The sequence below is a fragment of the Micromonospora sp. IBSANI012 genome, from assembly GCF_052814045.1.
Genome location: NZ_CP199933.1, coordinates 2,563,214 through 2,589,989, shown reverse-complemented (window position 1 = coordinate 2,589,989; position 26,776 = coordinate 2,563,214). Strand labels below are relative to the sequence as shown.

At 72.6% G+C, this 26,776-nt stretch carries 22 protein-coding genes and 3 pseudogenes; 6 read left to right on the top strand and 19 right to left on the bottom strand.

Translation table 11 applies throughout. The features are described from left to right. Nucleotides 1-31 precede the first annotated feature (31 nt). Both hisS and ACTWM8_RS11875 read right to left on the bottom strand, forming a co-directional pair. Nucleotides 32-1,360, bottom strand: coding sequence for a histidine--tRNA ligase (gene hisS / locus ACTWM8_RS11880; RefSeq protein ID WP_446213863.1), 1,329 nt, complete (start codon nt 1,358-1,360; stop codon nt 32-34). A gap of 50 nt (nt 1,361-1,410) precedes the next feature. Then, nucleotides 1,411-2,130: an MBL fold metallo-hydrolase gene (locus ACTWM8_RS11875; RefSeq protein ID WP_446213862.1), complete on the bottom strand. Its 720-nt coding sequence runs from the start codon at nt 2,128-2,130 to the stop codon at nt 1,411-1,413. Between the two features lie 258 nt (nt 2,131-2,388). Here ACTWM8_RS11875 and ACTWM8_RS11870 point away from each other — a divergent pair, with 258 nt between their 5' ends. Together ACTWM8_RS11870 and ACTWM8_RS11865 are read left to right on the top strand one after the other, a co-directional pair. After that, the gene (locus ACTWM8_RS11870) at nt 2,389-3,276 is read left to right on the top strand and encodes a peptidylprolyl isomerase (protein WP_446213861.1); all 888 of its coding nucleotides are present in this window, start codon (nt 2,389-2,391) and stop codon (nt 3,274-3,276) included. 60 nt (nt 3,277-3,336) lie between these two features. Then, on the top strand, nt 3,337-4,176 hold the full coding sequence (locus ACTWM8_RS11865; RefSeq protein ID WP_446213860.1) for a peptidylprolyl isomerase: 840 nt from the start codon (nt 3,337-3,339) through the stop codon (nt 4,174-4,176). Between the two features lie 58 nt (nt 4,177-4,234). On the opposite strand, the gene ACTWM8_RS11860 is transcribed toward ACTWM8_RS11865, so the two are convergent. The 11 genes and pseudogenes from ACTWM8_RS11860 to ACTWM8_RS11810 all read right to left on the bottom strand — a co-directional run bounded on the left by ACTWM8_RS11860 (nt 4,235) and on the right by ACTWM8_RS11810 (nt 15,052). Next, entirely contained in the window at nt 4,235-6,676 is a 2,442-nt protein-coding gene (locus ACTWM8_RS11860; RefSeq protein WP_446214528.1) for a RelA/SpoT family protein, read from the bottom strand. Between the two features lie 193 nt (nt 6,677-6,869). Further along, on the bottom strand, nt 6,870-7,436 hold the full coding sequence (locus tag ACTWM8_RS11855) for an adenine phosphoribosyltransferase (protein WP_446213859.1): 567 nt from the start codon (nt 7,434-7,436) through the stop codon (nt 6,870-6,872). 94 nt (nt 7,437-7,530) lie between these two features. Continuing rightward, nucleotides 7,531-8,721 carry a protein translocase subunit SecF gene (secF, locus tag ACTWM8_RS11850; RefSeq protein ID WP_446213858.1) on the bottom strand — a complete coding sequence of 397 codons (1,191 nt, stop codon included), beginning with the start codon at nt 8,719-8,721 and terminating at the stop codon, nt 7,531-7,533. Nucleotide 8,722: 1 nt separating this feature from the next. Beyond that, entirely contained in the window at nt 8,723-10,657 is a 1,935-nt protein-coding gene (gene secD / locus ACTWM8_RS11845) for a protein translocase subunit SecD (protein ID WP_446213857.1), read from the bottom strand. A 226-nt stretch (nt 10,658-10,883) separates the two neighbouring features. Continuing rightward, nucleotides 10,884-11,180, bottom strand: a complete 297-nt coding sequence (yajC, locus tag ACTWM8_RS11840) for a preprotein translocase subunit YajC (RefSeq protein WP_377612255.1) — start codon at nt 11,178-11,180, stop codon at nt 10,884-10,886. Between the two features lie 193 nt (nt 11,181-11,373). Next, nucleotides 11,374-12,237: pseudogene (ruvB, locus tag ACTWM8_RS11835) on the bottom strand (Holliday junction branch migration DNA helicase RuvB); the annotation flags it as partial. Between the two features lie 24 nt (nt 12,238-12,261). Further along, a pseudogene (locus ACTWM8_RS11830) lies at nt 12,262-13,137 on the bottom strand (LAGLIDADG family homing endonuclease); the annotation flags it as partial. Nucleotides 13,138-13,235: 98 nt separating this feature from the next. Further along, nucleotides 13,236-13,446 (bottom strand): annotated as a pseudogene (locus ACTWM8_RS11825) (Holliday junction branch migration DNA helicase RuvB); the annotation flags it as partial. A 40-nt stretch (nt 13,447-13,486) separates the two neighbouring features. Then, nucleotides 13,487-14,089 carry a Holliday junction branch migration protein RuvA gene (gene ruvA / locus ACTWM8_RS11820; protein ID WP_446213856.1) on the bottom strand — a complete coding sequence of 201 codons (603 nt, stop codon included), beginning with the start codon at nt 14,087-14,089 and terminating at the stop codon, nt 13,487-13,489. Next, nucleotides 14,086-14,613, bottom strand: a complete 528-nt coding sequence (gene ruvC / locus ACTWM8_RS11815; protein WP_446213855.1) for a crossover junction endodeoxyribonuclease RuvC — start codon at nt 14,611-14,613, stop codon at nt 14,086-14,088. The genes ruvA and ruvC overlap by 4 nt, the downstream gene beginning before the upstream one ends. A 121-nt stretch (nt 14,614-14,734) precedes the next feature. Continuing rightward, nucleotides 14,735-15,052 (bottom strand): DUF1905 domain-containing protein, encoded by a 318-nt coding sequence (locus ACTWM8_RS11810; RefSeq protein ID WP_446213854.1) that lies wholly within the window; start codon nt 15,050-15,052, stop codon nt 14,735-14,737. 205 nt (nt 15,053-15,257) lie between these two features. On the opposite strand from ACTWM8_RS11810, the gene ACTWM8_RS11805 reads away from it, so the two are divergent. From ACTWM8_RS11805 to ACTWM8_RS11795, 3 genes are read left to right on the top strand one after another with little or no spacing between them, the layout of a single operon-like run. After that, a complete protein-coding gene (locus ACTWM8_RS11805; protein WP_446213853.1) occupies nt 15,258-16,040 on the top strand; it encodes a 3-hydroxybutyrate dehydrogenase in 783 nt (260 codons plus the stop codon). A gap of 14 nt (nt 16,041-16,054) precedes the next feature. Next, complete coding sequence (locus ACTWM8_RS11800; RefSeq protein WP_446213852.1) at nt 16,055-17,974, top strand: helix-turn-helix domain-containing protein; 1,920 nt, start codon at nt 16,055-16,057, stop codon at nt 17,972-17,974. Between the two features lie 57 nt (nt 17,975-18,031). After that, on the top strand, nt 18,032-19,786 hold the full coding sequence (locus ACTWM8_RS11795) for a hypothetical protein (RefSeq protein ID WP_446213851.1): 1,755 nt from the start codon (nt 18,032-18,034) through the stop codon (nt 19,784-19,786). A 4-nt stretch (nt 19,787-19,790) separates the two neighbouring features. Here ACTWM8_RS11795 and ACTWM8_RS11790 read toward each other — a convergent pair whose 3' ends face one another. Together ACTWM8_RS11790 and ACTWM8_RS11785 are read right to left on the bottom strand one after the other, a co-directional pair. Further along, nucleotides 19,791-20,399 (bottom strand): TetR/AcrR family transcriptional regulator, encoded by a 609-nt coding sequence (locus tag ACTWM8_RS11790; protein WP_446213850.1) that lies wholly within the window; start codon nt 20,397-20,399, stop codon nt 19,791-19,793. A gap of 11 nt (nt 20,400-20,410) precedes the next feature. Then, nucleotides 20,411-21,979: an MFS transporter gene (locus ACTWM8_RS11785; RefSeq protein WP_446213849.1), complete on the bottom strand. Its 1,569-nt coding sequence runs from the start codon at nt 21,977-21,979 to the stop codon at nt 20,411-20,413. Between the two features lie 619 nt (nt 21,980-22,598). Between ACTWM8_RS11785 and ACTWM8_RS11780 the strand changes: the two genes are divergently transcribed. Continuing rightward, entirely contained in the window at nt 22,599-23,189 is a 591-nt protein-coding gene (locus ACTWM8_RS11780; RefSeq protein ID WP_446213848.1) for a hypothetical protein, read from the top strand. 13 nt (nt 23,190-23,202) lie between these two features. On the opposite strand, the gene ACTWM8_RS11775 is transcribed toward ACTWM8_RS11780, so the two are convergent. From ACTWM8_RS11775 to ACTWM8_RS11760, 4 genes are all read right to left on the bottom strand, one after another. Next, nucleotides 23,203-23,508, bottom strand: coding sequence for a hypothetical protein (locus ACTWM8_RS11775; protein ID WP_446213847.1), 306 nt, complete (start codon nt 23,506-23,508; stop codon nt 23,203-23,205). A 78-nt stretch (nt 23,509-23,586) separates the two neighbouring features. Next, nucleotides 23,587-24,603 (bottom strand): branched-chain amino acid ABC transporter permease, encoded by a 1,017-nt coding sequence (locus tag ACTWM8_RS11770; RefSeq protein ID WP_446213846.1) that lies wholly within the window; start codon nt 24,601-24,603, stop codon nt 23,587-23,589. Next, on the bottom strand, nt 24,600-25,481 hold the full coding sequence (locus tag ACTWM8_RS11765; RefSeq protein WP_238449641.1) for a branched-chain amino acid ABC transporter permease: 882 nt from the start codon (nt 25,479-25,481) through the stop codon (nt 24,600-24,602). Before ACTWM8_RS11765 ends, ACTWM8_RS11770 begins: the two co-directional genes overlap by 4 nt. Further along, nucleotides 25,478-26,728, bottom strand: coding sequence for an ABC transporter substrate-binding protein (locus tag ACTWM8_RS11760; protein ID WP_377612201.1), 1,251 nt, complete (start codon nt 26,726-26,728; stop codon nt 25,478-25,480). The genes ACTWM8_RS11765 and ACTWM8_RS11760 overlap by 4 nt, the downstream gene beginning before the upstream one ends. Between the last annotated feature and the right edge of the window lie 48 nt (nt 26,729-26,776).

Below are 26,776 nucleotides of genomic sequence, written 5' to 3'. Positions count from 1 at the left end.
GTCCGATCGGCCGTACGCGCCAGTCGGGAACTCAGCTGACCAGCGGCTTGAGGTCCTCCCGGGGCGGGGTCCACTCCCCCGCCGCGGCGGCGATCTGCTCGCCGGACCGGATGTCCTTCACCTCGTCCGCCGCCCCCTCCGCGCCCGGGAACCAGACGTACGGGATGCCGCGCCGCTCGGCGTACCGGATCTGCTTGCCGAACTTCGCCGCGCTCGGCGACACCTCGGTCGGCACCCCGCGCGAGCGCAGCGCCTCGGCGACCCGGTTGCTGGCCGGGCGCGCGTCCTCGCTGGTGACCGCGACCAGCACGCAGGTCGGCACGGTCCGGGAGACCGACAGCGCGTCGGCGCCGAAGAGCAGCCCGAGCAGCCGGGTCACCCCGATCGAGATGCCCACGCCAGGGAACCGGGTGGCGCCCGAGCTGGCCAGGTTGTCGTAGCGACCGCCGGAGCAGATCGAGCCGAACCGCTCGTAGCCGATCATCTGCGTCTCGTAGACGGTGCCGGTGTAGTAGTCCAGGCCGCGGGCGATGCGCAGGTCGGCCACGCAGAGCCCCGGCGAGTGCGCGGCGGCGGTCTCCACCACCGCGACCAGCTCCTCGATCCCCTCGTCGAGCAGCGGGTCGCTCACCCCGAGGGCGCGCACCGCGTCGGCGAACGAGGCGTCCGGCGCGGAGATCTCGGCCAGCGCCAGGCACGCCTTGGCCTGCGCCTCGCTCGCCCCGGCCGTCTCGGCCAGCAGCTCGGCGACCCGGGCCGGGCCGATCTTGTCGAGCTTGTCGACCGCGCGCAGCGCCGCCTCCGGGTCGGTCAGCCCGACACCCCGGTAGAAGCCCTCGCAGATCTTGCGGTTGTTGACCTGGATGCGCACCGGCGGGATCGGCAGCGAACGCAGCGCGTCGCCGATCACCAGCGGCATCTCCGCCTCGTAGTGCGCGGGCAGGGTGTCCCGGTCGACGATGTCGATGTCGGCCTGGAGGAACTCGCGGTAGCGCCCCTCCTGCGGGCGCTCGCCCCGCCACACCTTCTGGATCTGGTAGCGGCGGAACGGGAACTGCAGCTTGCCGGCGTTCTCCAGGACGTACCGGGCGAACGGCACGGTCAGGTCGAAGTGCAGGCCGAGCGCGTCGTCGCCGGCCGGACCGTCGGTGTCGGCCTGCAACCGGCGCAGCAGGTAGACCTCCTTGGAGGTCTCCCCCTTGCGCAGCAACTGGTCCAGCGGCTCGACCGAACGGGTCTCCAGCGGCGCGAAGCCGTACAACTCGAAGGTGGCGCGGATCCGGTCGAGCACGAACTGCTCGATCATCCGCTGGCCGGGCGTCCACTCCGGGAAGCCGGAGATGGGCGTGGGCTTGCTCATGGCGTACTCCTTGCGTCCCGCGCGGCGGCGCGGGGAGGTCGTGGGCGCGGCTACAGGCCGCGGGTGGGCGCGGCCGGGCGCGCGGCGCCGTGCCCCGCCACCTCGGCGAGGTACGGGTTGGTCGCGCGCTCGCGGCCGATGGTGGTCGCGGGGCCGTGGCCGGGCAGGACGACCGTGTCGTCCGCCAGCGGAAGGACCTTCTCCCGCAGGCTGGTCAGCATCCGGGGCATGCTGCCGCCCGGCAGGTCGGTGCGGCCGATCGAGCCGGCGAAGAGCACGTCACCGGAGAGGCAGATCTGCTCGGCCTCCCAGGGCGAGCCGGCGCCGGGCAGCCGGAACAGCACCGACCCGCCGGTATGGCCGGGGGCGTGGTCGACGGTGATCTCCAACCCGGCCAGCGCCAGCGTCGCGCCGTCGGTCAGCTCGGCCACGTCGTCCGGCTCGGCGTACGGCAGCCGGCCGCCGAAGAGCTGGGTGAGGTCCATCGAGAGCGCCTTCGACGGGTCGGCGAGCAGCTCCCGGTCGTCCGCGTGGACGTACGCCGGGATGCCACGCGCACCGCAGACCGGCGCCACCGAGAAGGTGTGGTCGAGGTGGCCGTGGGTGAGCAGCACCGCGGCCGGGTGCAGGCGGTGTTCGGCGAGCACGGCGTCGAGCCGGTCGAGCACCCCGATGCCGGGGTCGACCACCACGCACTGCTCCCCCGGAGCGGTCGCCACCACGTAGCAGTTGGTGCCGAAGGCGTCCGCGGGAAAGCCGGCCACGAGCACGTCCGCTCCCCTTCCGTCGGTACGTCGTTCCCTCCGCAGCCTAGCCGCCACGGCGAACCGATATCCGTGACCCACCCGTCCCGCGCACCCCGTCCGGCACAGTGATGCACTCCGATAAACCCAGCCCCGACCTCGTACACCACTTTCCCAGCGGCTACCCGTACACTCTGGCGGGCGTGTGGCGTGGCGCACCTGCTTCACGGGGATGCGAGCGGCCCGACCGCCGGTGACGACCAGGGCAGAGGAAGGGGAGCACGAGTGGCTTCCAGCAGGGACCGGCAGCGCAAGCTGGCACGGGAGAAGCTCGACCGGCAGCTGGCCCGCCGGGCCGCCGCGGCCCGGCGGCGCCGGCAGATCCAGGCCGGCGTGGGCGTCGCGGTCGTCCTGGCGCTGATCGTGGTCGGGTCCGCCTGGGCGCTGGGCGCCTTCGACCGCGACCCGAAGCAGCAGGCCGCCCAGGACGTCTGCCTCTGGACGCCGCAGGACGCCGCCGCGAACACCAACCTCAAGGACGTCGGCACCCCGGCCACCAGCGGCCTGCCCACCTCGGGCACCCGGCCGATGACGATCAACACCAACCAGGGCGGCCCGATCACGGCCGAGCTCGACCTCGCCGGCGCGCCGTGCGCCGCGGCGAGCATCGCCCACCTGGCGACCCGGTCGTTCTACGACAACACCACGTGCCACGAGATCACCACCGAGGGGGCGCTGCGCTGCGGCGACCCCAGCGGCACCGGCCTGGGCGGCCCGACGTACTCGTTCTACGACGAGAACGTCCCCACCGTGCCCGAGGCGAGCCCCTCGGCCAGCCCGGCCCCCGGCGAGCCGCCGGCGTACCCGAAGGGCACGATCGCCATGATCGGGAACCCGCCGGGCAGCAACGGGAGCCAGTTCCTCGTCTTCTTCAAGGACTTCAACCCGGCCAAGCCGACCTACCCGGTCATCGGCCGGGTCACCGGCGGGCTCGACGTGATCGAGAAGATCGGTGCCCTGCCGACCGTGGACAATGGGACCGGGGCCAAGGTCAAGCCGAAGACCGACGTGCTGCTCCAGAAGCTCACCGTCGGCGAGCCGAGCACGGCGGCGGCCCCGGCCCCGACGAGCCCGGCTTCCGGCGCCCCGTCGGCCAGCCCCAGCGCCGGCTGAGCCGGACCACACCACCCGTACGCGGCGGCGACCGCGCCACATAGTCCAGGAGGAGTGACCGTGACGTCCACGAGAGAGCGGCAGCGCGCGGCAGCGCGGGCCCGGCTCGAGCGGGAGATGGCCGAGCGCGCGGCCAAGGCCCGCAAGCGCCGGCAGACGCAGGCGATCGTCGGGGCCGCTGCGGTCCTGCTGCTCGTGGTCGCCGGCAGCGTCTGGCTGGCGACGACCCTCGGCGGTGACGACGACACGAAGCAGGACACCGCGGGCGCCCCGGGCTTCACGCAGTGCGCGTACACCGAGGCGCCGAAGGAGGGTCGGACCCCGCAGATCAAGGACGTCGGACTGCCGCCGGCCCAGCAGAAGAACACCGGCACCCAGACGATGACGATCGACACCAACCTGGGCCCGATCACCGCCAAGATCGACCGCGCGGCAGTGCCCTGCACCGCGGGCAGCTTCACCCACCTGGCCAGCAAGGGCTTCTTCGACAACAGCAAGTGCCACCGCCTGGTCACCGAGGGCATCAAGGTGCTCCAGTGCGGCGACCCGAGCGCGACCGGCAACGGCTGGCGGGAGACCGACGGCACCGGCGGCCCGGCGTACAACCTGGCCGAGGAGAACCTGCCGACCGACAAGCGCCCCGCGTACCCGGACGGCGTCATCGCGATGGCCAACTCGGGCCAGCCGGGCAGCACCGGCAGCCAGTTCTTCATCGTCTACGGCGACTCGCAGCTCGACCCGAACTACACCGTGCTGGGCACGGTCACCGGCGGCATGGACCTGGTCAAGCAGGTCGCGGCGGCCGGCGACGACAAGGCCTTCGCCCAGCAGGCCGGCGGCGGCCACCCCAAGAAGGAGGTCGTCATCACCAAGCTGGCGATGAGCGACATCCAGGGCTGACCCACCCGTACGACGAAGCGCCCGCCGGCCGAGCCGGCGGGCGCTTCTCGTTGCTGCCTCAGGCCCCCGAGGTGACCCGGTACGCGTCGAAGACGCCGTCGACCTTGCGCACCGCGGCCAGCAGGTGGCCCAGGTGCTTCGGGTCGGCCATCTCGAAGCTGAACCGGCTCACCGCCACCCGGTCGCGGGTGGTGGTGACGGTGGCGGAGAGGATGTTGACCCGCTCGTCGGAGAGCACCCGGGTGACGTCGGCGAGCAGCTTGTGCCGGTCCAGCGCCTCGACCTGGATGGCGACCAGGAACGTCGAGGCGGAGGTGAGCTTCCAGCTGACCTCGACCACCCGCTCGCTCTGCGCCCGCAGGTCCTCGGCGTTCGCGCAGTCGTCGCGGTGCACGCTCACCCCGCCGGAGCGGGTGACGAAGCCGAAGACCGCGTCCGGCGGCACCGGGGTGCAGCAGCGGGCCAGCTTGATCCAGACGTCGCTGACGCCCCGGACCACGACGCCCGGGTCCGCGCTGCTCTGCCGGCTGCGCGGCGGCCGGGTGGCGACGGCGGTCTCGGCGATGTCCTCCGCCGCGCCCTCCTCGCCCCCGTACGTGGCCATCAGCTTCTGCACCACGGACTGGGCGGAGACCTGGCTGTCGCCGACCGCCGCGTAGAGCGAGGCGACGTCGGCCAGGTGCAGGTCCCGGGCGATCGCCATCAGCGCGTCCGAGGTGAGCATCCGCTGCAACGGCATGCCCTGCTTGCGCATCGCCTTGACGATCGCGTCCTTGCCGGCCTCGATCGCCTCCTCGCGCCGCTCCTTGTTGAAGTACTGGCGGATCTTGGTGCGGGCCCGGGGGCTCTTGACGAAGCCCAGCCAGTCCTGCGTCGGGCCGGCGGTGTCGGACTTCGAGGTGAAGATCTCGATCACGTCGCCGTTGGAGAGCGTCGACTCCAGCGGCACCAGCTTGCCGTTGACCCGCGCCCCGATGCACTTGTGCCCGACCTCGGTGTGCACCGCGTACGCGAAGTCCACCGGCGTCGAGCCGGTCGGCAGCGGGATGACGTCACCCTTCGGGGTGAAGACGTACACCTCCTGGCTGGACAGGTCGAAGCGCAGGGCGTCGAGGAACTCGCTCGGGTCCGCCGCCTCCCGCTGCCAGTCCAGCAGCTGGCGCAGCCAGGTCATCTCGTCGATGTGCGCCGGCGGGCCGACGATCTGGGTGCCCTTGTGCTCCTTGTACTTCCAGTGCGCGGCGATGCCGAACTCGGCGGTGCGGTGCATCGCGTAGGTGCGGATCTGCATCTCCACCGGCTTGCCGGTGGGCCCGATGACCGTCGTGTGCAGCGACTGGTACATGTTGAACTTGGGCATGGCGATGTAGTCCTTGAACCGGCCCGGCACCGGCTGCCAGTTGGCGTGGATGACCCCCAGCGCCGCGTAGCAGTCCCGCACCGTGTCGACCAGGATCCGCACACCCACCAGGTCGTAGATGTCGTTGAAGTCGCGACCCCGCACGATCATCTTCTGGTAGATCGAGTAGAGGTGCTTCGGCCGGCCGGTGGTCTCCGCCTTGATCTTGGCGGCCTTCAGGTCGGTCTGCACCTTCTGGGTCACCTGGCGCAGCAGCGCCTCGCGCTGCGGCTGGTGCTCCCCGATCAGGCGGTTGATCTCCTCGTACCGCTTCGGGAACAGCGTGCCGAAGGCGAGATCCTCCAGCTCCCACTTGATCGTGTTCATACCGAGGCGGTGCGCCAGCGGGGCGAGGATCTCCAGCGTCTCCTTGGCCTTCTGCTCCTGCTTGGGGCGGGGCAGGAAGGTCAGGGTGCGCATGTTGTGCAGCCGGTCGGCCAGCTTGATCACCAGGACCCGCGGGTCCTTGGCCATCGCCACGACCATCTTGCGGATGGTCTCCGCCTTGGCCGCGTCGCCGAGCTTGACCTTGTCGAGCTTGGTCACCCCGTCGACCAGGAGGGTGACCTCCGGGCCGAAGTCCGCGCGCATCTGGTCGAGGGTGTACTCGGTGTCCTCGATCGTGTCGTGCAGCAGCGCGGCGACCAGGGTGGTGGTGTCCATGCCCAGGTTGCCCAGGATGGTGGCCACGGCCAGCGGGTGGGTGATGTACGGGTCGCCGGACTTGCGGTACTGACCGGAGTGCCAGCGGGCGGCGGTGTCGAAGGCGCGTTGCAGCAGCCGCGCGTCGGCCTTGGGGTGGTTCTCCCGGTGGGTGGCGATCAGCGGCTCCAGCACCTCGCTGACCTGCGAGCTCTGCCAGGGCGCGTTGAACCGGGCCAGCCGGGCCCGCACCCGACGGCCGGTCGGCGCGTTGGAGAGGGCGAAACCTCCGCTCGGCGAGGGATCGGCGTCGGTCGGCAGCGGCGCCACGGGCGCGCCGGCGTCGACGGCCTCGGCAACGGCGCCGTCGACGGCACCCGTCACACGGGCCGGCGGGTTGCTCTTCCGGTCGGTCACCGAGCCGTCAGCGTCGCCTGTCGGGTGCACCGTGCCCTCCACCGGAGGGACGACATCGTGGGACACCGGCCTCCTCACCGCTCGCCGGAAAACACCGGCCGTGGCTCCGGCCGGTCTGGTCCTTCGCCGCCGGTCGGGGAACCGCCCGGTCAGCAAAGGGCAATGCTACCCGCACGGTGGGTGCGGTGCCGCTCCGCCGGACGGTCCGCACCGGGTCCGTCCGACGGCATGGGCGTCAAACGGTCAGCAGGGCATGGACCGGACGTCCGGCGAGCTTCTTGCGGCCCTCAAGGAAGCCCAGCTCCAGCAGAACGGTGAAACCGGCCACCGTGCCGCCGGCCCGCTCGACCAGGTCGAGGGTGGCCTCGGCGGTGCCGCCGGTGGCCAGCACGTCGTCGACCACCAGCACCCGGTGCCCGGCGGTGAAGGCGTCCTGGTGCACCTCCAGGGTCGCCTCGCCGTACTCCAGCGCGTACGAGGCGGAGTACGCGGCGCGGGGCAGCTTGCCGGCCTTGCGCACCGGCACCACACCCACCCCGGTGGCGTACGCGATGGCGGCGGCGATCACGAAGCCGCGGGCCTCGATGCCGACCACGATGTCGAACGAGTCACGCCCGTGGTACTCGACGATCCCGTCGATCACCTCGCGGAACACCGCACCGTCGGCGAAGAGCGGCATCAGGTCCTTGAACATGACGCCGGGCTTGGGGAAGTCCGGCACGTCCAGCACCCGGCTGGCCACCAGCCGGGCGACCTGCGGGCCGCTGTCCCCCCGTACCCCGGTGCTGTGGGTCTCCGTCACGGTGCTCCCTCCAACGACGACGGCGTCCTCCATGCCGCTCGCACAGCATGAAGGACGCCGTCGGGTCGATTCCTACCGGGTGTCCCCGCCCGGGTCAGCGCCGCTTGGCGCCGCCCGGCCGGTTGCCGCCGCCCCCGCTGGGACGGCCGCCCCGGGCACCGGTCGGCCGCTTGGCGGCCGGCCGCGCGCCCACCTTCGGCGCCGTGCCGGCCAGGGCCGCCGCGTCGGAGTCGACCGACTCGTCGCCGCCCTCGGCCGCGCGGGGCGCGCCCTTCGGGGCCAGCTCGCCCCGGGCGATCGCACCCCGCCGAGCCAGCACCCGCTTGTTGTGCGCCTGGATCCGGGGGTCGTAGTTCTTCAGCAGCACCAGCAGCGGAGTGGCCAGCAGGATCGAGGTCAGGAACGCCACCGCCATACCGACGAAGAGCACCAGGCCGAGGTCCTTCAGGGTGCCCGCGCCGAGCAGGCCGGCACCGATGAAGAGCAGGCCACCGACGGGGAGCAGGGCGACCACCGAGGTGTTCAGCGACCGCATCAGGCTCTGGTTGAGCGCCAGGTTGGCCGCCTCGCCGTACGTCTGGTTGTTGTTCGCGGTGATGCCGCGGGTGTTCTCCTGCACCTTGTCGAAGACCACCACCACGTCGTAGAGCGCGAAGCCCAGGATCGTGAGGAAGCCGATGATGGTCGACGGGGTGACCTCGAAGCCGACCAGCGAGTAGATGCCCGCGGTGAGGAAGAGGTTCATGAACAGCGAGACGATCGCGGCGACCGCCATCCGCCACTCGAAGCGCAGGATCAGGTAGACCGCCACCACCGCGACGAAGATGATCAGACCGAGCAGGGCGCGCGAGGTGACCTGCTGGCCCCACGCCTCGCTGACCTGGTTGCCGCTGATCTGGTCGGCGTTGATCCCGAACTCCCGGGCCATCTCGGCCTTGACCTCGGTGGCCTGCTCCGGGCTGAGCTGCGAGGTCCGCAGCTCGTAGTACTCGCCGCTGGTGCTGCCGACCTTCTGCGCGGTCACCACCTCGGCGTCGCCGCCCTTGGCCGCGAGCGCGGCGTCGACCTTCTCCTCCGCCTGCTCCAGGGTGCCGACGCTGGCCGGCACCTGGAACGAGTTGCCGCCGGCGAACTCGATGCCGAGGCTGAATCCGCGCACCGCGAAGCTGAGCACCGCGATCAGCACCAACGTACCGGCCACGGCGAACCACAGCTTGCGCCGGCCGACGATGTCGAGCCCGGCCTCACCGCGGTAGAGCCGGCTCGCGAGACCACTCTTAGCCATCTCAGGCCTCCTTGACGCGCGGGGTGCGGGGCGAGTCCTGCTCGGCCGACCGGGCCGGCAGGGCCCGGCCGAGACCGCTGACCCGCGGGGACAGGAACGCCCGGGTACGGGCGAACATCGTCATGATCGGATGCCGGAAGAGGAAGACCACGACCAGGTCCAGCACCGTCGCCAGGCCGAGGGCGAAGGCGAAGCCCTTCACCGTGCCGACCGAGACGACGTAGAGCACCACGGCGGACATCAGGGTGATCGCGTTCGCCGAGATGATCGTCCGGCGGGCCCGGATCCAGGCGCGCGGCACCGCGCTACGCGGGCTGCGCCCCTCCCGGATCTCGTCCTTGAGCCGCTCGAAGTAGATGACGAAGGAGTCCGCCGCCACACCGAGGGAGACGATCATGCCGGCGATGCCGGCGAGGGTGAGGGTGAAGCCGATCTGCCGGCCGAGCACCACCAGCGCGCCGAAGACCAGCAGCGCCGACAGCACCAGGCTCAGGAAGATCACCGAGCCGAGCAGCCGGTAGTAGAAGAACGAGTAGATGATGACCAGCAGCATGCCGATACCGGCGGCGAGCAGGCCCGCGCGCAGGTGGCTGTCGCCCAGGGTGGCGGTGACGTTCTGCTGCTCCTGCGGCTCGAAGGTCACCGGCAGCGCGCCGTAACGGAGCTGGCTGGCCAGCTTGTTGGCGTCGGTGCTGGTGAAGTTACCGGTGATCTGCGAGTCACCGGTGAGCACGCCCTGGATCTCGGGCGAGGAGACGATCTGGTTGTCCAGCACGACCGCCACCCGGCATTTGCCGTCCTGGCCGAGCGCGGTCTGATCGCAGGCGCCACCGGTGTTGTTGAACGCCTCGCGGGTCAGCTCGGTCCACTTGTCCTGGCCGTCGCCGGTGAAGTTCAGGCTGACCACCCAGGCGCTGGCCTGGTCGAGCACGGCGTTGGCGTCGTCGACGTCGGTGCCGACCACCTTCGCCACGTCGAGCAGGTACTTGGCCGCGCCGTCCTCACAGGCGACCGCCTGCTGCTTCTCGTCCTTGATCGACGCGGCCGGCCGCTTGTCCAGCTGGGCGCAGGTGATGGTCGGGACGTTGAACTGCATCTGCGGCGTCAGCACCGCGATCTCCTGCGGGGAGAGCGCGCCGAACGGCTTGAGCTTCTCCGCCAGGGACGGGTCGGCGGTGAGGTCGGCCGGGGCCTGCAGGGCGCTCGCGGCGGCCCAGGCCGCCGGGCCCACCTTCTTCTCGACGGCGTTGCGCTGCTCCTGGATGCTCTGCGGCACCGGGGCGGCGGTGGCGCTCGGCGAGGCGGCCGGGGCGCTCGGCGAGGCCGAGGCGCTCGGCGAGGCCGGGGCCGAGGGGGTGGCGCTGGCGCTCGGCGCGGGGGCGCCGCCGCCCTGGCCGCCGGCGGTCGGCGAGGAGGTGACCTTCGGCGACGCACTGCCCGACGGCTTCGGCGACGCGCTGCCGGATGGGGCGGGCGAGGCACTGCCGGACGGGGCGGGGGTCGGGATCGCCGTCGGGGCGGTGGCCGCGCCGCTGCCGTCCGCACCCTTGAGCACCTTGCGGAAGCGCAGCTCCGCCGCGCTGCCGACGTCGGTCAGCTCGCGGTTCTGGCCGGGCAGGGAGATGACGATGTTCCGGTCGCCCTCGGTGACCACCTCGGCCTCGGCCACGCCGTACGCGTTGACCCGGCTCTCGATGATCTGCCGCGCCTCTTCGAGGTTCTCCGAGGTCGGCGGCTTGCCGTCGATGCTGTTGGTGGCCTCGAGCGTCAGCCGGGTGCCGCCGATCAGGTCCAGGCCGAGCCGGGGCTCCAGCCGATCCTTCCAGCCGCCGCTGGCGCCGCCCGAGAAGAACACCAAAAGATAGAGGACGACGAAGATGAGCCCGAGTACGGCGAGCTGCCGCCCGGGGCGCATCTGTCCCTGAGGTGGTGCCACGGCTGTCCTGTCTCCCTGTAACGGTCGCGCCGCCGGTGGGGGCGGCGATGTCGGGCCGGGGGTCCGGGCCGACGTGCTCTGCGGGGTCGGCACCCGGCGGTCGGCACGGCGTACCGCCACCGACGCGGGGGCGTCGGTCGGGGGCGCGTGCCGGCGTCGGGCGTCGACCCACCTGTTCAGTTGTCGCGGTCCGCCGCCGCTCCGTCAGGAGGGCGGGCGGGGCGTTTCACTCCTTGACGGCGTCCGCCGCTTCCTCGGTGACCGGCTCGGTCGACTCGGTGCGCTCGGCCTGGTTGACCACCCGGGCGATGGCCGGCCGGGCGTACCGGGTCTGGACGCCCGGGGCGACCTCGAGCAGCACGGTGTCGTCGTTCACACCGGTGACCGTGCCGTAGAGCCCGCCGATGGTGACGACCTCGTCACCCGGGGCCAGCGCGGACTGCATGGCCTCGGCTTCGCGCCGCCGCTTCTGCTGCGGGCGGATCATCATGAAGTACATGACGCCGAAGAGCAGGGCGATCATGAGGATCGGCGTGAGACCGCCGGCTCCCCCGCCGCCCGCTGCTGCGTAAACCACGGTGTGTGACCTTCCCATTGGCCTCCGGATCGGCACGAGGGGTGCCGGAGCGGAGGCGGATTCTCACGTCCTGTACAGACCGCGGCGAGTCTAATCCCTGCACCTGAGAACGCCGAATGCGGTACAGATCACGTTCACATCACGGCTGCTCGGCGTCGGCGGAGAACAGATCGGGCACGGAAGGGGCCTGCGTACCAAATGTACCATTTGGCGGCGTACGGCCCAGATGGTGCCAGGCGGCCTCGGTGGCCACCCGCCCGCGGGGCGTGCGGGCGAGCAGACCGGCCCGGACCAGGAACGGCTCGCAGACCTCCTCGACGGTGTCCGGCTGCTCCCCCACCGCCACCGCGAGGGTGGAGAGCCCGACCGGGCCGCCCCGGAACGAGTCCACCAGCGCGGTCAGCACCGCGCGGTCCAGCCGGTCCAGGCCGAGCGCGTCCACGTCGTACACGGTCAGGGCGGCCCGCGCGGTCTCCAGGTTGACCACGCCCTCGGCCCGGACCTCGGCGAAGTCCCGCACCCGGCGCAGCAGCCGGTTGGCGATCCGGGGGGTGCCCCGGGAGCGGCCGGCGATCTCGGTCGCCCCGTCGTCGGTGATCGGCACGCCGAGGATCCGCGCCGAACGGTGCAGCAGCGCCTCAAGGTCGGCCGGGGCGTAGAAGTCCAGGTGCGCGACGAAGCCGAACCGGTCCCGCATCGGCCCGGTCAGCAGACCCGAGCGGGTGGTCGCGCCGACCAGGGTGAACGGCTCGACGTCCAGCGGGATCGCGGTGGCACCGGGGCCCTTGCCGACGATCACGTCGACCCGGAAATCCTCCATCGCGCTGTAGAGCAGCTCCTCCGCCGGCTTGGCGATCCGGTGGATCTCGTCGATGAAGAGCACGTCGCCCTCGGCGAGGCTGGTCAGGATGGCCGCCAGGTCGCCGGAGCGCTCGATGGCCGGGCCGCTGGTCACCCGGATGCCGGCGCCCAGCTCGGCGGCGACGATATTGGCGAGCGTGGTGTTGTGCACGACGAAGTCGTTCACCGTGAAGGTGTGGTCGCCGTCGACCGTCAGACACCGGCACTCGTGCGGGCCCGCCTGCTCGACCGAGACCACCCGGTCGGCCGCCAGCCGCTCTTCGAAGCGGTCGCGACGCGGCGCCCACTCGGCGAGCCGCATGCCCCGCTCGCCGATCACCGTGACCCGCTGCACGAACCGCGCCACGTCGTCCTGGCTGGTGATGCTGAGCCGCCACGACTCGTGGGGCCGGCCCTGATAGCGGCCACGCTTGAGCTTGAGCCGGGACTGGATGCCCAACCGCAGCAGGAGATGCTGCACGTCCGCGAGCAGCCCCCGCGACACGCTGTAGTACTCCACGACCAGGTCGTAGCGGTCCCGTCCGCGCCGGCTGACCGTGCCGTCGCAGGCGAAATACGCACCGAGGAAGGCTGCCACCTGCCAGCTGTCACCGCGGAAGACGAACTCGGGTACGCGCTTCTGCCAGGCGTTCTTGTCGAGGAGCCCGTGTTCGTCCAGCCACGGCCGCAGTCCGGAAATCCTGATGCGTGAACTCCGGACGCTGTTGGGCCTCGTGTTGTGGCCATAGCCGAGCCGGTCACAGGTCGACCGGAAGTCGGCGAGCACGTCCTCGTCGCCACCGGTGAAGGTCACCTGGTTGGTGGTGCACCCGTCCCCGATGAGGTAACCGGCGAGCTTGAACTCGTCGACGTCCTCGGTGCCGTCCGCGACGAGCTCCGGACACAGCACGTTGGCGACGTAGTCCTGCTCCGTCAGGTCCCCCGCCTTGACCCACCCCTCCGGCGTCCAGAACGGGTGGTCCGGTGCCGCGACCACCTCGCGCCCGCTGGCCGTGCGGATCCGGACCGAATCCAGCTCGCCCTGCTCGTGGACCGCGGTCACCACCGCACCCAGTCCGGTGCGGGTGATGACGCGGTCCCCCACGGCGATGTCCCCCAGCCGCCGCCGGGAACCGTCCTCGAGCAATACCAGGGCGTCGACCGAGACGGGCTTCCCGAGGCCAGGCGGCCCCGACAGGAGGATGTGGTCCGGCGGGGAGCCGCGCCGCATCGCCCCCTGCAGCAGCAGGTCGAGCTGGTCGCGGACCCGGTGCTGGGCGATGAACTCCGCCAGCCGCTTCGGCCGGACGCTGGCCTCCGCGTCCAGCTCGGCGTCGTTGACGTACGCCGAGACCAGGCCGTCGCCGGTCACCGGGCCACCTCCGCCCGCGTGGCCGACTCGATGAGCGCGCTCATCGGGTGCGGCCCAGCAGTCGGATCGCCTGCTTCAGCAGGACCGGCACCGGCGGGGTCTCGCCGTCGACGCTCTCCGCCACCGCCGCCACCGCCTGGTCGGCCTGCCCCGCCGTCCAGCCCAGCCCGACCAGCGCCTGGCGGACCTGCTCGGGCCAGGCGCCGCCGGTGACCCCGGCCGCGCCGTCGACGCCGACCGGCACCGGGCCGATCCGGTCGCGCAGCTCCAGGACCAGGCGTTCGGCGCCCTTCTTGCCGATGCCCGGCACCCGGGTCAACGCGGCGGTGTCGGCGTTGGCGATGGCCTTGCGGATCGCGTCCGGGGTGTGCACGGCGAGCACCGCCTGGGCCAGCCGGGGACCCACCCCGCTGGCCGTCTGGAGCAGCTCGAACAGCTGCTTGGCGTCGTCATCGGGGAAGCCGTAGAGGGTGAGCGAGTCCTCCCGGACGACCAGGCTGGTGGCGAGTCGGGCCGGCTGGCCGACCCGCAGGTCGGCGAGCGTGCCCGGGGCGCACTGCACCGCCAGGCCGATCCCGCCCACCTCCACCACCGCGTGGTCCGGACCGGTCGCGGTCACCGTGCCGCGCACGCTGGCGATCATCCCGCTCCTCCTCGTCGTGCCCGATCGGCGGCGGCGGCCAGCTTCGACCGGGTGCCGCCGCGCCACACGTGACAGATGGCCAGGGCCAGGGCGTCGGCTGCGTCCGCCGGCTTCGGCGGCTCGGGCAGCCGCAGCAGCCGGGTCACCATCGTGGTCATCTGCCGCTTGTCGGCCTGACCGGAACCGGTCACGGCCGCCTTCACCTCGCTCGGGGTGTACGTCTGCACCGGCAGTCCGGCGCGCGCCCCGGCGAGCACCGCGATCCCGCTGGCCTGGGCGGTGCCCATCACGGTGCGGACGTTGTGCTGGCTGAAGACCCGTTCGACGGCGACGGCGTCGGGCCGGTGCTCGGCGACCAGATCGGTCAGCGACCGGTCCAGGTGCAGCAGGCGCAACGCCAGCTCGTCGGCCGGGTCGGTGTAGACGACGTAGTAGGCGACCAGGGTGCAGGGCCGTCCCGGCACGCCCTCGACCACGCCGACTCCGCACCGGGTCAGCCCCGGGTCGACGCCGAGCACGCGCACCCCGCCTCCTCCCCCAGCCGCCAGCAGTACGTGTGTTCGACACCCTACTGGTCGGTCCGGCCCGGCATCCCGGGGGACACGCCGGCCGTACCGGCGCGTCGCGGTGGCGTGGACCACGCCGCTACATCCGGGTGTGGTCGACCTCGACGGCGACGGTGACGACGTCCCCGTCGTCCTTGCCGCCGCGGATCCGCGCCGGCACCGCCAGCAGCCAGCCCGCCGCCCGGTCCCGCCAGACGCTCGTCGACCAGGTGCGGCCGTCCACGGTGGCGGTCACCGGCACCCGGCCGAACGGACCGGCGGCGCCCGGCGCGTGGGCGTCGGGCACCGGGGCGAAGACCCATCCGCCCGCGCCCGGCCAGCGGACCAGCGTCGCCCGGAAGGCCGGCCCGCCCGTCGGAGGCTCGCCGGGGCCGCCCGGCGGCACGTGCCTCGCCATCTCCACCTCCCGTCCGCCGAGCCCGGCCGAGGGGTGGCCGGCGCGGTGTCGTCACCCGGAGGCGAGCGTGCCACGTACCGCCGACAGTTCCGGCCCCGCGACGGGGCGGGGCAGCCCGGCGCCGGCACGCCCACACAGACCGACGGTGGAGTATGTGTCGCCGCCCCATGTGCCGCCGGCCACACAGCTCGTAACTTCTTGCGCCATGACGGCAGAACCCGTGGCGGTCCCCCACGTCGTACACGTCGACCTCTCCGGTCGTAGCGCCCTGGTGACCGGTGGTGGCAGTGGCATCGGGCGGGCCTGCGCCCTGCGCCTGGCGGAGGCCGGCGCGAAGGTGCTGGTGGTGGACCGCAACCTCGACGCGGCCAAGGCGGTGGCCGCCGAGGCCGGCGCCCGCGCCGAGGGGGTCGACCTGTCGGACCTGGCGGCGGTGGACCGGCTCGACGCCGACGTCGACATCGTGGTCAACAACGCCGGGCTCCAGCACGTCGCGCCCGTGCAGGACTTCCCCACCGAGCGCTTCTCCCACCTGCACCGGGTGATGGTGGAGGCGCCGTTCCAGATCATCCGGCGGGCGCTGCCGCACATGTACTCCCGGGGCTGGGGCCGGATCGTCAACATCTCCTCGGTGCACGGGCTGCGCGCCTCGCCGTACAAGGCGGCGTACGTGTCGGCCAAGCACGCCCTGGAGGGGCTGTCCAAGGTCGTGGCCCTGGAGGGCGCGGCGCACGGGGTCACCGCCAACTGCATCAACCCGGCGTACGTCCGCACCCCGCTCGTGGAGAGCCAGATCGCCGACCAGGCGGCCAGCCACGGCATCGGCGAGGACGAGGTGATCGAGAAGATCATGCTGGCCCGGGCCGCGATCAAGCGGCTGATCGAGCCGGACGAGGTCGCCGAGCTGCTGGCGTACCTCTGCTCGCCGGCGGCGGCCTTCATCACCGGCGCCTCCATCGCCCTCGACGGGGGCTGGACGGCGAACTAGTGGCACCGCGCACAATGAGCGTCATGTCGTCGCCGGTCGAGTTCCTGGAGCTGCTCGCCCGGGAGGCGGCTGCGGTCGAGTTCGAGGGCCCGCTGGTCGCCGCCCGGGCCGCCGGGCTGCCCGCCGACCGGCTGGCCGAACTCGAACAGGCCAAGACGGTAGCGCTGCGCGTCCGCGCGCTGCTGGAACGCCGCCGCCGCCGGGAGACCGAACTCTCCGGCCTGTACGACACCGTCAGCGACCTGGCCGGCCTGCGCGACCTGGACGACGTGCTGCGGGCCATCGTGCACCGGGCCCGGCACCTGCTCGGCGCCGACGTCGCCTACATGACCCTCAACGACGACGAGCGCGGCGACACCTACATGCGGGTCACCGACGGCTCGGTCTCGGCCCGGTTCCAGCGGCTACGGCTCCCGATGGGCGCCGGCCTCGGCGGTCTGGTGGCCCAGTCCGGCGCCCCCTACGTCACCGCCAACTATCCCGAGGACGACCGCTTCCACCACACCGGTGAGATCGACGCCGGGGTGGGCGAGGAGGGGCTGGTCGCCATCCTCGGGGTGCCGCTGCGGCTCGGCTCGACCTCGATCGGCGTGCTCTACGCCGCGAACCGCTCGGCCCGCCCGTTCGTCCGCGAGGAGGTGGCCCTGCTGGTGTCGCTGGCCGCGCACGCCGCGGTGGCGATCGACACCGCGCGGCTGCTCGCCGAGACCCGCTCGGCGCTGGAGGAGCTGTCGGCGGCCAACACCACCATCCGGGCGCACAGCAGCTCGGTGGAGCGGGCCGCCGCCGCCCACGACCGGATGACCGCGCTGGTGCTCCGCGGTGGCGGGGTGGAGGACGTCGCGGCGGCGGTCACCGAGGTGCTGGGCGGCGCGCTGCTGGCACTGGACGCCGAGGGACGGCTGCTGGCCCGGGTCGGCGAGATCGAGGAGCCGGACCGGGCGGACATGGTCGAGGCGGTGGCCGCGTCGCGTACCGAGGGGCGCAGCGTGCGCCGGGGCCCGCTCTGGTACGCCGCCGTGGTCGCCGGCGCGGAGAACCTGGGCGCGCTGGTGCTGCGCCCGGACGACGACCTGGTCGACGCCGACCAGCGCATCCTGGAGCGGGCCGCGCTGGTGACCGCGCTGCTGCTGCTGTTCCGGCGTACGGTCGCCGAGGCCGAGGGGCGGGTGCGCGGCGAGCTGCTCGACGACCTGATCGCCCGGCCGCTGCGGGACACCGACGCGCTGCGCAGCCGGGCCCGCCGGCTCGGGATCGACCTGGACGCCCCGCACGTGCTGGTGGCGGTCGGCGACGACGCGATCGCCGCGACCGGCTCGGCCCGGCTGCGGGTGCTCTCCTGGGCCACCACGTACGCCTCGACCCGCGGTGGCCTGGCCGCGGCCCGCGACGGACGGGTGGTGCTGATGCTGCCGGGCCGGGACGCCGGTGGCAGCGCCCGGGCGGTGGCCCGGGACCTGTCCCGGGTGACCGGCCGCCCGGTGACCGCCGGGGCGAGCGGCCCGGCGTGCGGGCCGACGGCGCTGGCCGCCACGTTCACCGAGGCGGACCGCTGCCTCACCGCGCTGGGCGCGCTGGGCCGGGCCGGCGAGGGGGCGAGCACCGCCGAACTGGGCTTCGTCGGGCTGCTCCTCGGCACGGTCGGCGACCAGGGCGAACGGGACGTCGCCCGGTTCCTGACCGCCACGGTGGGGCCGGTGCTGGACTACGACGCACGGCGCGGCACCGCGCTGGTGCGGACGCTGGAGGCGTACTTCGGGGTGGGCGGCAGCCTGGCCCGCGCGGCCGAGCAGCTGCACGTGCACGTCAACACGGTGACCCAGCGCCTGGAGCGGGTCGGGCAGCTGCTGGGTGCGGACTGGCAGAAGCCGGAGCGGGCGCTGGAGGTGCAGCTCGCGCTGCGCCTGCACCGGCTGCGCACGCCCGCGAGCTGAGCAGGGGCGGGGCCCGACGGGGCGGCGCGACGGATGATCATGGGGCATGATCGCGCCGTGACCGACCCCGACCAGGAGCCGTTGCGGCGGCTCGCCACGGCCGCCGACCGGGTGTGCCGGCTGGCCGACCACCCGGACGTGCAGGACGAGTACAACCGCAGCGACGAGTACGCGGCCTTCCGGGCGGCCCTGGCGGAACTCGCCGCCGTGCTGCGCACGGTGGACCCGGTCCCCCTGCCGTCCTCGCGGCGGGCCCCCACGGTCGCCGACGTGGTGGCCACGGTGCTCGACCTGCCCGGTCTGTCGGGGCTGGAGGAGGTGGCCGACCGGCTCACCGACGCGCAGGTCGAGCGCGCCCTCGTCGCCGCCCTGGCCCTGCCCGACCGGGATCGACAGGCGGATCTGCTGGTCGCCGTCGCCGCCCGCCTCGACGCCAAGCAGGCGGAGCGGGCGCTGGCGGCGGTGCCCCACCTGGACCGGGCGTCGCAGCAGGCGCGGACGGTGACCGCGCTGCTGCCCAGGCTGCCAACCGGGCGGCGGCCCCGGGCGGCCGCGTTCGCGCTGGTCGCCGCGCGCCGGGCGCACCCGTCGCTGATCCTGCCCACCGTCGGCGACCTGGCGCCCTGGCTGGACGCCACCGGGCGGACCGAGCTCTACGGGATCGCCGCCGAGCACGGTCCGGAGTGGCACCTGCACCTGCTGGCCGCGCACCAGCTCCCCGCGCAGCGGGCCGCGGTGCTGGCCACCGCGCTCGGGGACGAGCACGAGCCCAGCCGGGCCCGGTCGCTGGCCGCGCTGGCACCCCACCTGGACGACGACCAGCTCGCCACGGCCGTGGCGGCCGCGCGGGACATCGGTGACCCGACGTGGCGGGCCACGGCGCTGACCGGGCTGGCCACGGCACTGTCGGGTGAGCGGCGCCGCGGCGCGGTCGACGGCGCGCTCGACGCCGGGGCCCAGGGCGGCCGGCTCGACTGGCCGGGGCTGCTGCCGCTGCTCACGCCGGACCAGACGGACGCGGCGCTGGCGGCGGTGGCGGCGTCGCCCTACCCGGACGGGGTCGCCACCGCCCTCGGCGGGCTGCTCCCGCTGCTACCGCCGGCCCGGTTGCCCGCCGCCGTCGCGGCGGCCCACGCGATCCGGGACGGCCGGATCCGCGCCGTCGCGCTGGCCGAACTGGTGCCGGCGCTGCCGGCGGAACTGCGCGCGACGGCGCTGGCCGCGGCGATCGACGCGCTGCTGGCGGACCCGGTGTACGGCTGGTTCGCCCCACTCGGAGCGGTGGGCCCGCACGCCACCCCGGCGCAGCTGGCCCGGCTGTGGGCGGCGGCGCTGGCCGAGGAGGACGACTACCCGCAGGGCGCCCTCGCCGCCCTCGCCCCGTACGTCGACGCGGAGCGGCGCGAGCAGGCGCTACGCCTCGCGCTGGGCTATGAGCCCGCCCACCGGGCCGAGGCGCTGGGCGGGCTGGTCCCGCACCTGGACGAGGCGCAGCGGCGGCGGGCGTACCGGGCGGTGTCGGAGATCGGGGACCCGTCCACCCGAGCGGTCGGGCTGGCCGGGCTGGTCGCGTACCTCTCCCCCGCCGACGCCGCCGAGGCGACCGAGGCGGCGCTCACCACGGCCGCCGGCCTGCGCGACCCCGCGGCCCGGACCCGGCTGCTCACCGACCTGGCGCGGCGGCTCGACGGGCCGGCCCGGGACACGGCGCTGGCCTGGGCGTTCGCCGCCGCCCGAACGATCGGGGCGGAGCAGCGGGGGCCGCGCTTCCCGGCCCTCACCGACCTGGTCCCGCTGCTCGCCGACCGCTGAGCGGTCAGCGGGCCCGGACGCCCTCCAGCACCGCGTCGACGACCTTCTCGGGCAGGATCAGGTCGTCCAGCTCGGGATGCCAGCGCAGCATCCGCTGGATCAGCATCGGCCCGGTGAGCAGCGCCATCGTCACCTCGACGTCAAGGTCGGCGCGGAGCTCGCCGATGCGGATCCCGCGCCGCAGCACCTCGCGCATCATCTGCCGGCGCGGCTCGATGATGTTCTGGTAGAGCTGGAAGTGGTCCGGGCTGCGGTTCACCTCGGGCACCAGACAGGGCATGATCTTCGCGGCGCGCGGGTCGATGTTGTGCCCGACCGCGCCGACCAGCAGCACCAGGTCGTCGCGAACGGAGTGCCCGGCCGGCTGGGGCAGGATCCCCTTGAGCCGGCGCAGCGCGTCGAGCAGCAGCGCGTCCTTGCCCGGCCAGCGCCGGTAGATGGTGGCCTTGCCGACCCCGGCGCGGCTGGCGATCGCCTCGATCGACAGCGCCTCGATGGTGCTGCCCTCGGCGAGCAGGTCGAGGGTGGCCTCGATGATGGCCTCGTCCGCGCGGACGCTCCGCGGTCGCCCGGGCGACCGCGGAGCATCTGCGGTGGAAGTCATGTCGGACATTATCGCCGAACCTATGCCGTTCCGGCCAACTCCGGTTCGCCGACCACCGGCACGGCGGCGGGCGCTTCCGCGGCCCGGCCCGGCATCCACCGCAGCACGATGAGGATGCCGAGGGCGGCCACCACCGCGGACAGCGCCGCCGCCCAGTGCATGGCCGAGACGAACGAGTCGTTGGCCGCCGCGATCAGCTTCGGCGCCGCCGGCCCGAGCTGTCCCGCCGCCGCGTACGCGCCCGAGATGGACTCGTTGGCCGCCTCGCGAGCCGGGGCGGGAAGCCCGTCGACCGCCGAGGCGATGTCCTCCCGGTAGACCGCGGAGAGCACCGAGCCGAGCACGGCCACGCCCAGCGCGCCGGCGACCTGCCGCACCGTGTTGCTGACCGCCGAACCCACGCCCGCCTTCTCCCGGGGCAGCGCCGACATGATCGACTCGGTGGCCGGCGGCATGATGTTGGCCATCCCGGCGCCCTGGAGGAAGAAGAACACCAGCACCACCCAGATCGGCGTGCTCGCGTCGACGAAGGCGAACGCGCCGAGCGCCAGCACGGTCAGCACCAGCCCGACCACCGCGACCGCCTTGCCGCCGTACCGGCGGACCATGGCGGCGCTGCGCGGCGCGAAGATCAGCTGCGCGCCGGCGAAGGGCAGGAAGAGCAGGCCGGTCTGCAGCGGGCTGTAGCCACGGACCAGCTGGAGGTAGAACGAGCTGAAGAACATGACGCCCATCGCGGCGAAGAAGATCAGGCCGACGATGGCCACCGGCGCGGCGAAGCGCGGCACCCGGAACAGCCGGACGTCCAGCGACGGGTGGTCACTGCGCCGCTCGTGAGAGACGAACCAGGCCAGCACCGCCAGGCCGCCGACGATGGACGCCCAGACCACCGGCCGGTCGAAGCCGTGCTCGCCGCCGTCGATGATGCCGTAGGTCAGCGCGACCAGACCCACCACCGACAGCAGCACGCCGAGCAGGTCCACCCGGCCCGGCCGGGGGTCGCGGGACTCCGGCACCAGCAGCGCCACCAGGACCACGCCGGCCGCCACCACCGGCACGTTGATCAGGAAGACCGAGCCCCACCAGTAGTGCTCCAGCAGGGCGCCGCCCAGGATCGGGCCGATCGCCACGGCGAGGCCGACCGCGCCGGCCCAGACTCCGATCGCCCGGCCCCGCTCGCGCGGGTCGAAGACGTTGGAGATGATCGACAGGGTCACCGGCATGATCGCCGCGCCGCCGACGCCCATCAGGGCGCGGGCCGCGATCAGCTGGCCGGGATCCTGCGCGTACGCCGACAGCAGCGAGGCCAGGCCGAACAGCACCAGACCGATCAGCAGGAAGCGGCGGCGACCGAAGCGGTCACCGAGCACGCCGAAGGTGAACAGCAGCCCGGCGAAGACCAGCGTGTAGGAGTTGATCGACCACTCCAGCTCGCCCTGACTGGCGCCGAGGCCGTGCACCGGGTCGGCGAGGGTGCGCAGTGCGACGTTGAGGATGGTGTTGTCGAGGACGACGACGAGCAGGCTGATCACCAGCACCGCGAGGATCCCCCACCGCCTCGGATGTCCGGTGTTCTCGTGCGGTTCCATGTGTCCGGTTCTCCCCCCGGCGTGCTCGTACCGTGAATTACGATACGAGTCAGACTCGTAACGAGCCTGAGCGTACGGGGCCGGGTTTCGATACGGAACCGGATCGTTTCGTATGTGTCCGGCGTCACTCCCCCCTGCGCGGTGTCAGCGGCCGGCCGCGCCTCGCGCTCCCGGGCACGGTTTGCGGCTTGCAGCCCGCCGTGGGGTGGCCCGGCGCCGGCCAAACGTGGGTGCCGGCACGCAGCGCCGAATGTCCGGTTCCGAGCCCCGCTCGGTGCGCCCCGGATGTCCGAGTTTCGGCCGGCCCACGCCGGCTGTCCGGCGACCGGGGGCACCCTGGCGGCGGAATGGTGGCCGGGCCGGGGTCGTTACATCACCTGGACGATCGCAGCAGCAACCCCGCTGGCCTGGCCGCATCACGTGGGCCGCCCGGGATGCCGGGCCCCCGGAATGATGGTGGGCCGCCGGTCGTTACACATGGACCCGGCGCCGTGAGCCCCCCGCTCGCGAAGCCTGCCGGATGAAGACTTTCCCCTTTGAATTTGAGCGCCTTGTCGTGGTGCTTGCGCGTGTCCGACCCCCTCGGACACGTCGCCAACCCCCGAATGGAGCCATCCTGATGAACACCACCATTCTGCGTAAGAGCGTTCTCGGTATTGCTGGTCTGGCCTTCGCCGGTGGCGTCTTCGCCGGCCCCGTGACTGAGGCCCACGCCGCCCCGGCCATGGACGCCAAGGCCGTCGCCGTGCAGGCCGACAAGCCCGGTGCGGACAAGAGCAAGCTGATCCCGCACGGCGTGCAGGGCAAGCAGTCCCGCATCGACCTGGACAGCGAGCAGACGAAGAACGTCAAGGCGATCATCGCCGCGACGAAGAAGTCGCACATGGACGAGCGGGCCGCGGTCATCTCGATCGCCACGAGCCTGCAGGAGTCGAAGCTGGAGAACCTGGGCCACCTGGGTGACCGCAACGACCACGACTCGCTGGGCCTGTTCCAGCAGCGCCCGTCCAGCGGTTGGGGCAGCCCGAAGCAGATCACCGACCCCGAGTACGCCACCAAGGCGTTCCTCAAGGGCCTCAAGCAGATCGACGGCTGGCAGGACATGCCGCTGACCGAGGCCGCCCAGACCGTGCAGGTCTCGGCCTACCCCGACGCCTACGCCCAGTGGGAGCGGCAGGCCGCCGACCTGGTCGCCAAGTACTGGAACTGAGGCACCTGAACATTCACGCTGGCCGGCACCCCGAATCCGGGGTGCCGGCCAGCGGCATGTCCAGGGCGATCCACCCGCCCCGCAGGCGGCGACGGCGGCGGCGAAGGTGGTGAGGCGTACCGACGACGGCGGGAACGGCTCGATCCAGCCCGGCCCCGCGCCGAAGCGGCGTACCCGGGGAAAGTCGCGCCCGAAGGCGGACCAGGCGGTACGCGCGGCCGGTGAGCGGGGTCTGCGACCAGACCAGGACGGTGTGCGGGCGGACCCGCAGCTTGCGGGCGGCCTCGACGGCGTCGTCCGGCATCGGTTCGGTCAGCACCAGACGTACCCCCGGGTGTGCGATCACTACCAGGGGGTTCGCTGGGACGGCGCGGTTCGGATGCGCCGTCGCGGGACGTCATCTGCGGCGGGCGGCCATCCAGCGCAGCGCCAGGGCGGAGACGGTGCCCCACAACCCGCGGCGGAACAGCAGCACGACGAGGACGAAGATGCCGCCGGTCACCAGGCCGATCGCCTCGAATCCGGAGAACGACAGCCAGTCCTCCAACCGGACCACCAGAGCCGCGCCGAGCACCCCGCCCCACAGCGTGCCGATACCGCCGAGCACGACGACGATGACCGCCTTGCCGGAGGTGGTCCAGTGCAGCACGTCGAGGGAGACGAACCGGTGCCCCACGGCGAAGAGCCCGCCGCCGAGACCGGCGATGAAGCCGGAGAGCACGAACGCGGTCAGCTTGTAGCGGTGCACCGGGTAGCCGAGCGCCCGCGCCCGGGCCGGGTTGTCGCGGATGCCGACCAGCACCCGGCCGAACGGCGAGTGCGTGATCCGCCAGGCGGCGGCCAGGCCGAGCACCACGATCGGCAGGATCGCGTAGTAGAAGTAGTAGTCGTCGGTCAGGTCGAGGCCGAACAGCGACCGGGGCACGCCCTGCAGACCGTTCTCGCCCTTGGTGACCGAACGCCACTCGTTGGCCACGTAGTAGACCATCTGCGCGAAGGCCAACGTGACCATGGCGAAGTAGATGCCGGTCCGCTTCACCGCGAGGTAGCCGATGGGCAGTGCGAGCACCGCCGCGCCGAGCGCCCCGGCCAGCACGGCGACCGGGAACGGCAGGCCGGCGTGGATGGCGACCAGTCCGGTGAGGTACGCCGAGGTGCCCCAGAACGCCGCGTGCCCGAAGGACATCAGCCCGGTGAAGCCGAGCAGCAGGTCCACCGACACGGCGAACAGCGCCCAGCAGAGGATGTCCACCGCCACCGCCGGGTAGAGCCCGTTGGGCAGCCAGAGCGCGGCGGCCAGCCCGGCGGCGAGCAGCGCGTACCGGACCCAGCCGGGCGCGCGGGCGACGGCGAGCAGCCCGGACGGCGGGGCCGGCCGGCCCGCCTCGGCCGGGGTGTCGACGGTGCTGGTCATGCCGGTGCCTCCTCACGGCCGAACAGCCCGGCCGGCCGCCAGAGCAGCACGGCGGCCATCACGACGAAGACGATCGTCTGGGACACGATCGGGAACTCCGACAGGTACGCCTCGCCCCACGCCTGCACCAGACCGATGCCGAAGCCGGCGGCGACCGAGCCGAAGATCGAGCCGAGGCCGCCGATCACCACCACCGCGAAGACCACGATGATCAGGTCGGCGCCCATCAGCGGGTTCACCGCCCGCATCGGGGCGGCGAGCACGCCGGCGAGCCCGGCCAGGCCGATGCCGAAGCCGAAGACCGGGGTCACCCACCGCCCGACGTCGATGCCGAACGCCCGGGTCAGCTCGGGCCGCTCGGTCGACGCCCGAACCACCATGCCGATCCGGGTACGGGTGAGCACCCACCACACCGCGACACAGAGCAGCACCGCGAAGCCGAGGATGAAGACCCGGTACGTCGGGAAGTCGAAGAGTCCGAAGTCGACCGAGCCGCTGAGCTCGGCCGGGGTGGCGTACGGGCTGGACTGCACGCCGTAGCGGGTCTTCACCAGGTCCTGCAGGATCAGCGTCAGGCCGAAGGTGAGCAGGAAGTTGTAGAGCGGGTCGAGCCGGGTGAGCCGGTGGATGACGGCCCGTTCCAGGATCATGCCCACCACGGCGAGCGCCACCGGCATGATCACCAGGGCCGCCCAGAACGGCACGCCCGCCTCGGCCAGCAGCACGTACGCGCCGAAGGCGCCGAGCATGTAGAACGCGCCGTGGGCGAAGTTCACCACCCGGAGCATGCCGAAGATGACCGCGAGCCCGAGGGCGAGCAGGGCGTAGAACGCCCCGCTCACCAACCCGTTGAACGTGTTCTGGAGGAAACCGGTCACAGCTTGCAGTCCGGGGACGGGGCGCGGAACGCCTCGGCGGCGGGGATGGTCTTGAGCACCTTCACGTAGTCCCAGGGCTCGGCGACCTCGGCCTGCGGCTTCACCTGGGCGAGGTACGCGTCGTGGATCACCCGGTGGTCCTCGGCGCGGATCTTGCCGTTGCGCAGGAAGACGTCGTTGACCTCCTTGCCCTCCAGCCCCTTGACCACGGTGTCCGCGTCGTCGGTGCCGGCGGCCTGCACGGCCTCCAGGTACTGCATGGCCGCGGAGTAGTTGGCGGCGTGCGCGAAGGACGGCCGGGTGCCGGTCTCCTTCTGGAACCGGTCGGCGAACTCCCGGTTCTGCTGGTCGAAGTTCCAGTACCAGGCGTCGGTGTAGGTGGTGCCGGCCAGCGCGGCCGGGGTGAGCGAGTGGATGTCGGTGATGAACATCAGGCCGACCGCCAGACCGACGCCCTTGTCCCGCAGCTTGAACTCGTTGTACTGCTTCACCACGTTGACCAGCTCGGCGCCGGCCTGCATGGTGCCGAGCACCTGCGGCTTCGGGTTCAGCGTCGGTGCCTTGAGCAGGAAGGTCGAGTAGTCGCCGGTGGTGTTCGGGAACGGCGCGCCGTCCTTGCCGACGACCGTGCCGCCGGCGGCGGTGATGGCGGCGGAGAAGCTTTTCTCCATGTCCTGCCCGAAGGCGTAGTTCGGGTAGAGGATGTACCAGTTCTTGCCGACCTGCTCGGTGGTGGTCTTGCCGGTGCCGTTGGCCAGCATGTAGGTGTCGTACGCGTAGTGGAACGTGTACTTGTTGCAGCTCTTGCCGGTCAGGTCGGTGGTCGCCGCGCCGATGTTGAAGTAGAGCTTTTTCTTTTCCTTCGCCACGTCGGCGACCTTCAGCGCGGCCGACGAGGTCGGCACGTCGAGGATCAGGTCGACGCCCTTGCGGTCGTACATCTCCTGGGCCTTGGCGTTGGCCACGTCCGGCTTGTTCTGGTGGTCGGCGGTCTCCACGGTGATGTCGGTGGTCACCGCCTTGTCGCCGTGCTTGGCCTTGAAGTCGGCGATGGCCATCTCCACGGCCTTGACCGAGTTCTTCCCGGACAGCTCCGAGTAGGCCCCGGACTGGTCGTTGAGCACGCCCAGCACGATCTTGTCGCCGGTCAGCTTCTGGTCGCCGCCGGACTGGGGCCCACCGCCGCCGCAACCCGCGGCCAGCACCACCGCCGCCGAGGCGGCGGCCACACCCACGCTCCTACGCATGTCAATCCCCTTCGTACCGCGCGGGCACCGCGCGGGTCAGCCGTCGAA

What these genes read in the sequence shown, in the direction of transcription:
- ACTWM8_RS11785 (WP_446213849.1), bottom strand. Translation starts at nt 21,979, where the DNA reads ATGGAACCGCACGAGAACACCGGACATCCGAGGCGGTGGGGGATCCTC.
- hisS (WP_446213863.1), bottom strand. Translation starts at nt 1,360, where the DNA reads ATGAGCAAGCCCACGCCCATCTCCGGCTTCCCGGAGTGGACGCCCGGC.
- ACTWM8_RS11810 (WP_446213854.1), bottom strand. Translation starts at nt 15,052, where the DNA reads ATGGCGAGGCACGTGCCGCCGGGCGGCCCCGGCGAGCCTCCGACGGGC.
- ACTWM8_RS11790 (WP_446213850.1), bottom strand. Translation starts at nt 20,399, where the DNA reads ATGTCCGACATGACTTCCACCGCAGATGCTCCGCGGTCGCCCGGGCGA.
- ACTWM8_RS11805 (WP_446213853.1), top strand. Translation starts at nt 15,258, where the DNA reads ATGACGGCAGAACCCGTGGCGGTCCCCCACGTCGTACACGTCGACCTC.
- ACTWM8_RS11800 (WP_446213852.1), top strand. Translation starts at nt 16,055, where the DNA reads ATGAGCGTCATGTCGTCGCCGGTCGAGTTCCTGGAGCTGCTCGCCCGG.
- ruvA (WP_446213856.1), bottom strand. Translation starts at nt 14,089, where the DNA reads ATGATCGCCAGCGTGCGCGGCACGGTGACCGCGACCGGTCCGGACCAC.
- yajC (WP_377612255.1), bottom strand. Translation starts at nt 11,180, where the DNA reads ATGATCGCCCTGCTCTTCGGCGTCATGTACTTCATGATGATCCGCCCG.
- ACTWM8_RS11780 (WP_446213848.1), top strand. Translation starts at nt 22,599, where the DNA reads ATGAACACCACCATTCTGCGTAAGAGCGTTCTCGGTATTGCTGGTCTG.
- secF (WP_446213858.1), bottom strand. Translation starts at nt 8,721, where the DNA reads ATGGCTAAGAGTGGTCTCGCGAGCCGGCTCTACCGCGGTGAGGCCGGG.
- ACTWM8_RS11760 (WP_377612201.1), bottom strand. Translation starts at nt 26,728, where the DNA reads ATGCGTAGGAGCGTGGGTGTGGCCGCCGCCTCGGCGGCGGTGGTGCTG.
- ACTWM8_RS11770 (WP_446213846.1), bottom strand. Translation starts at nt 24,603, where the DNA reads ATGACCAGCACCGTCGACACCCCGGCCGAGGCGGGCCGGCCGGCCCCG.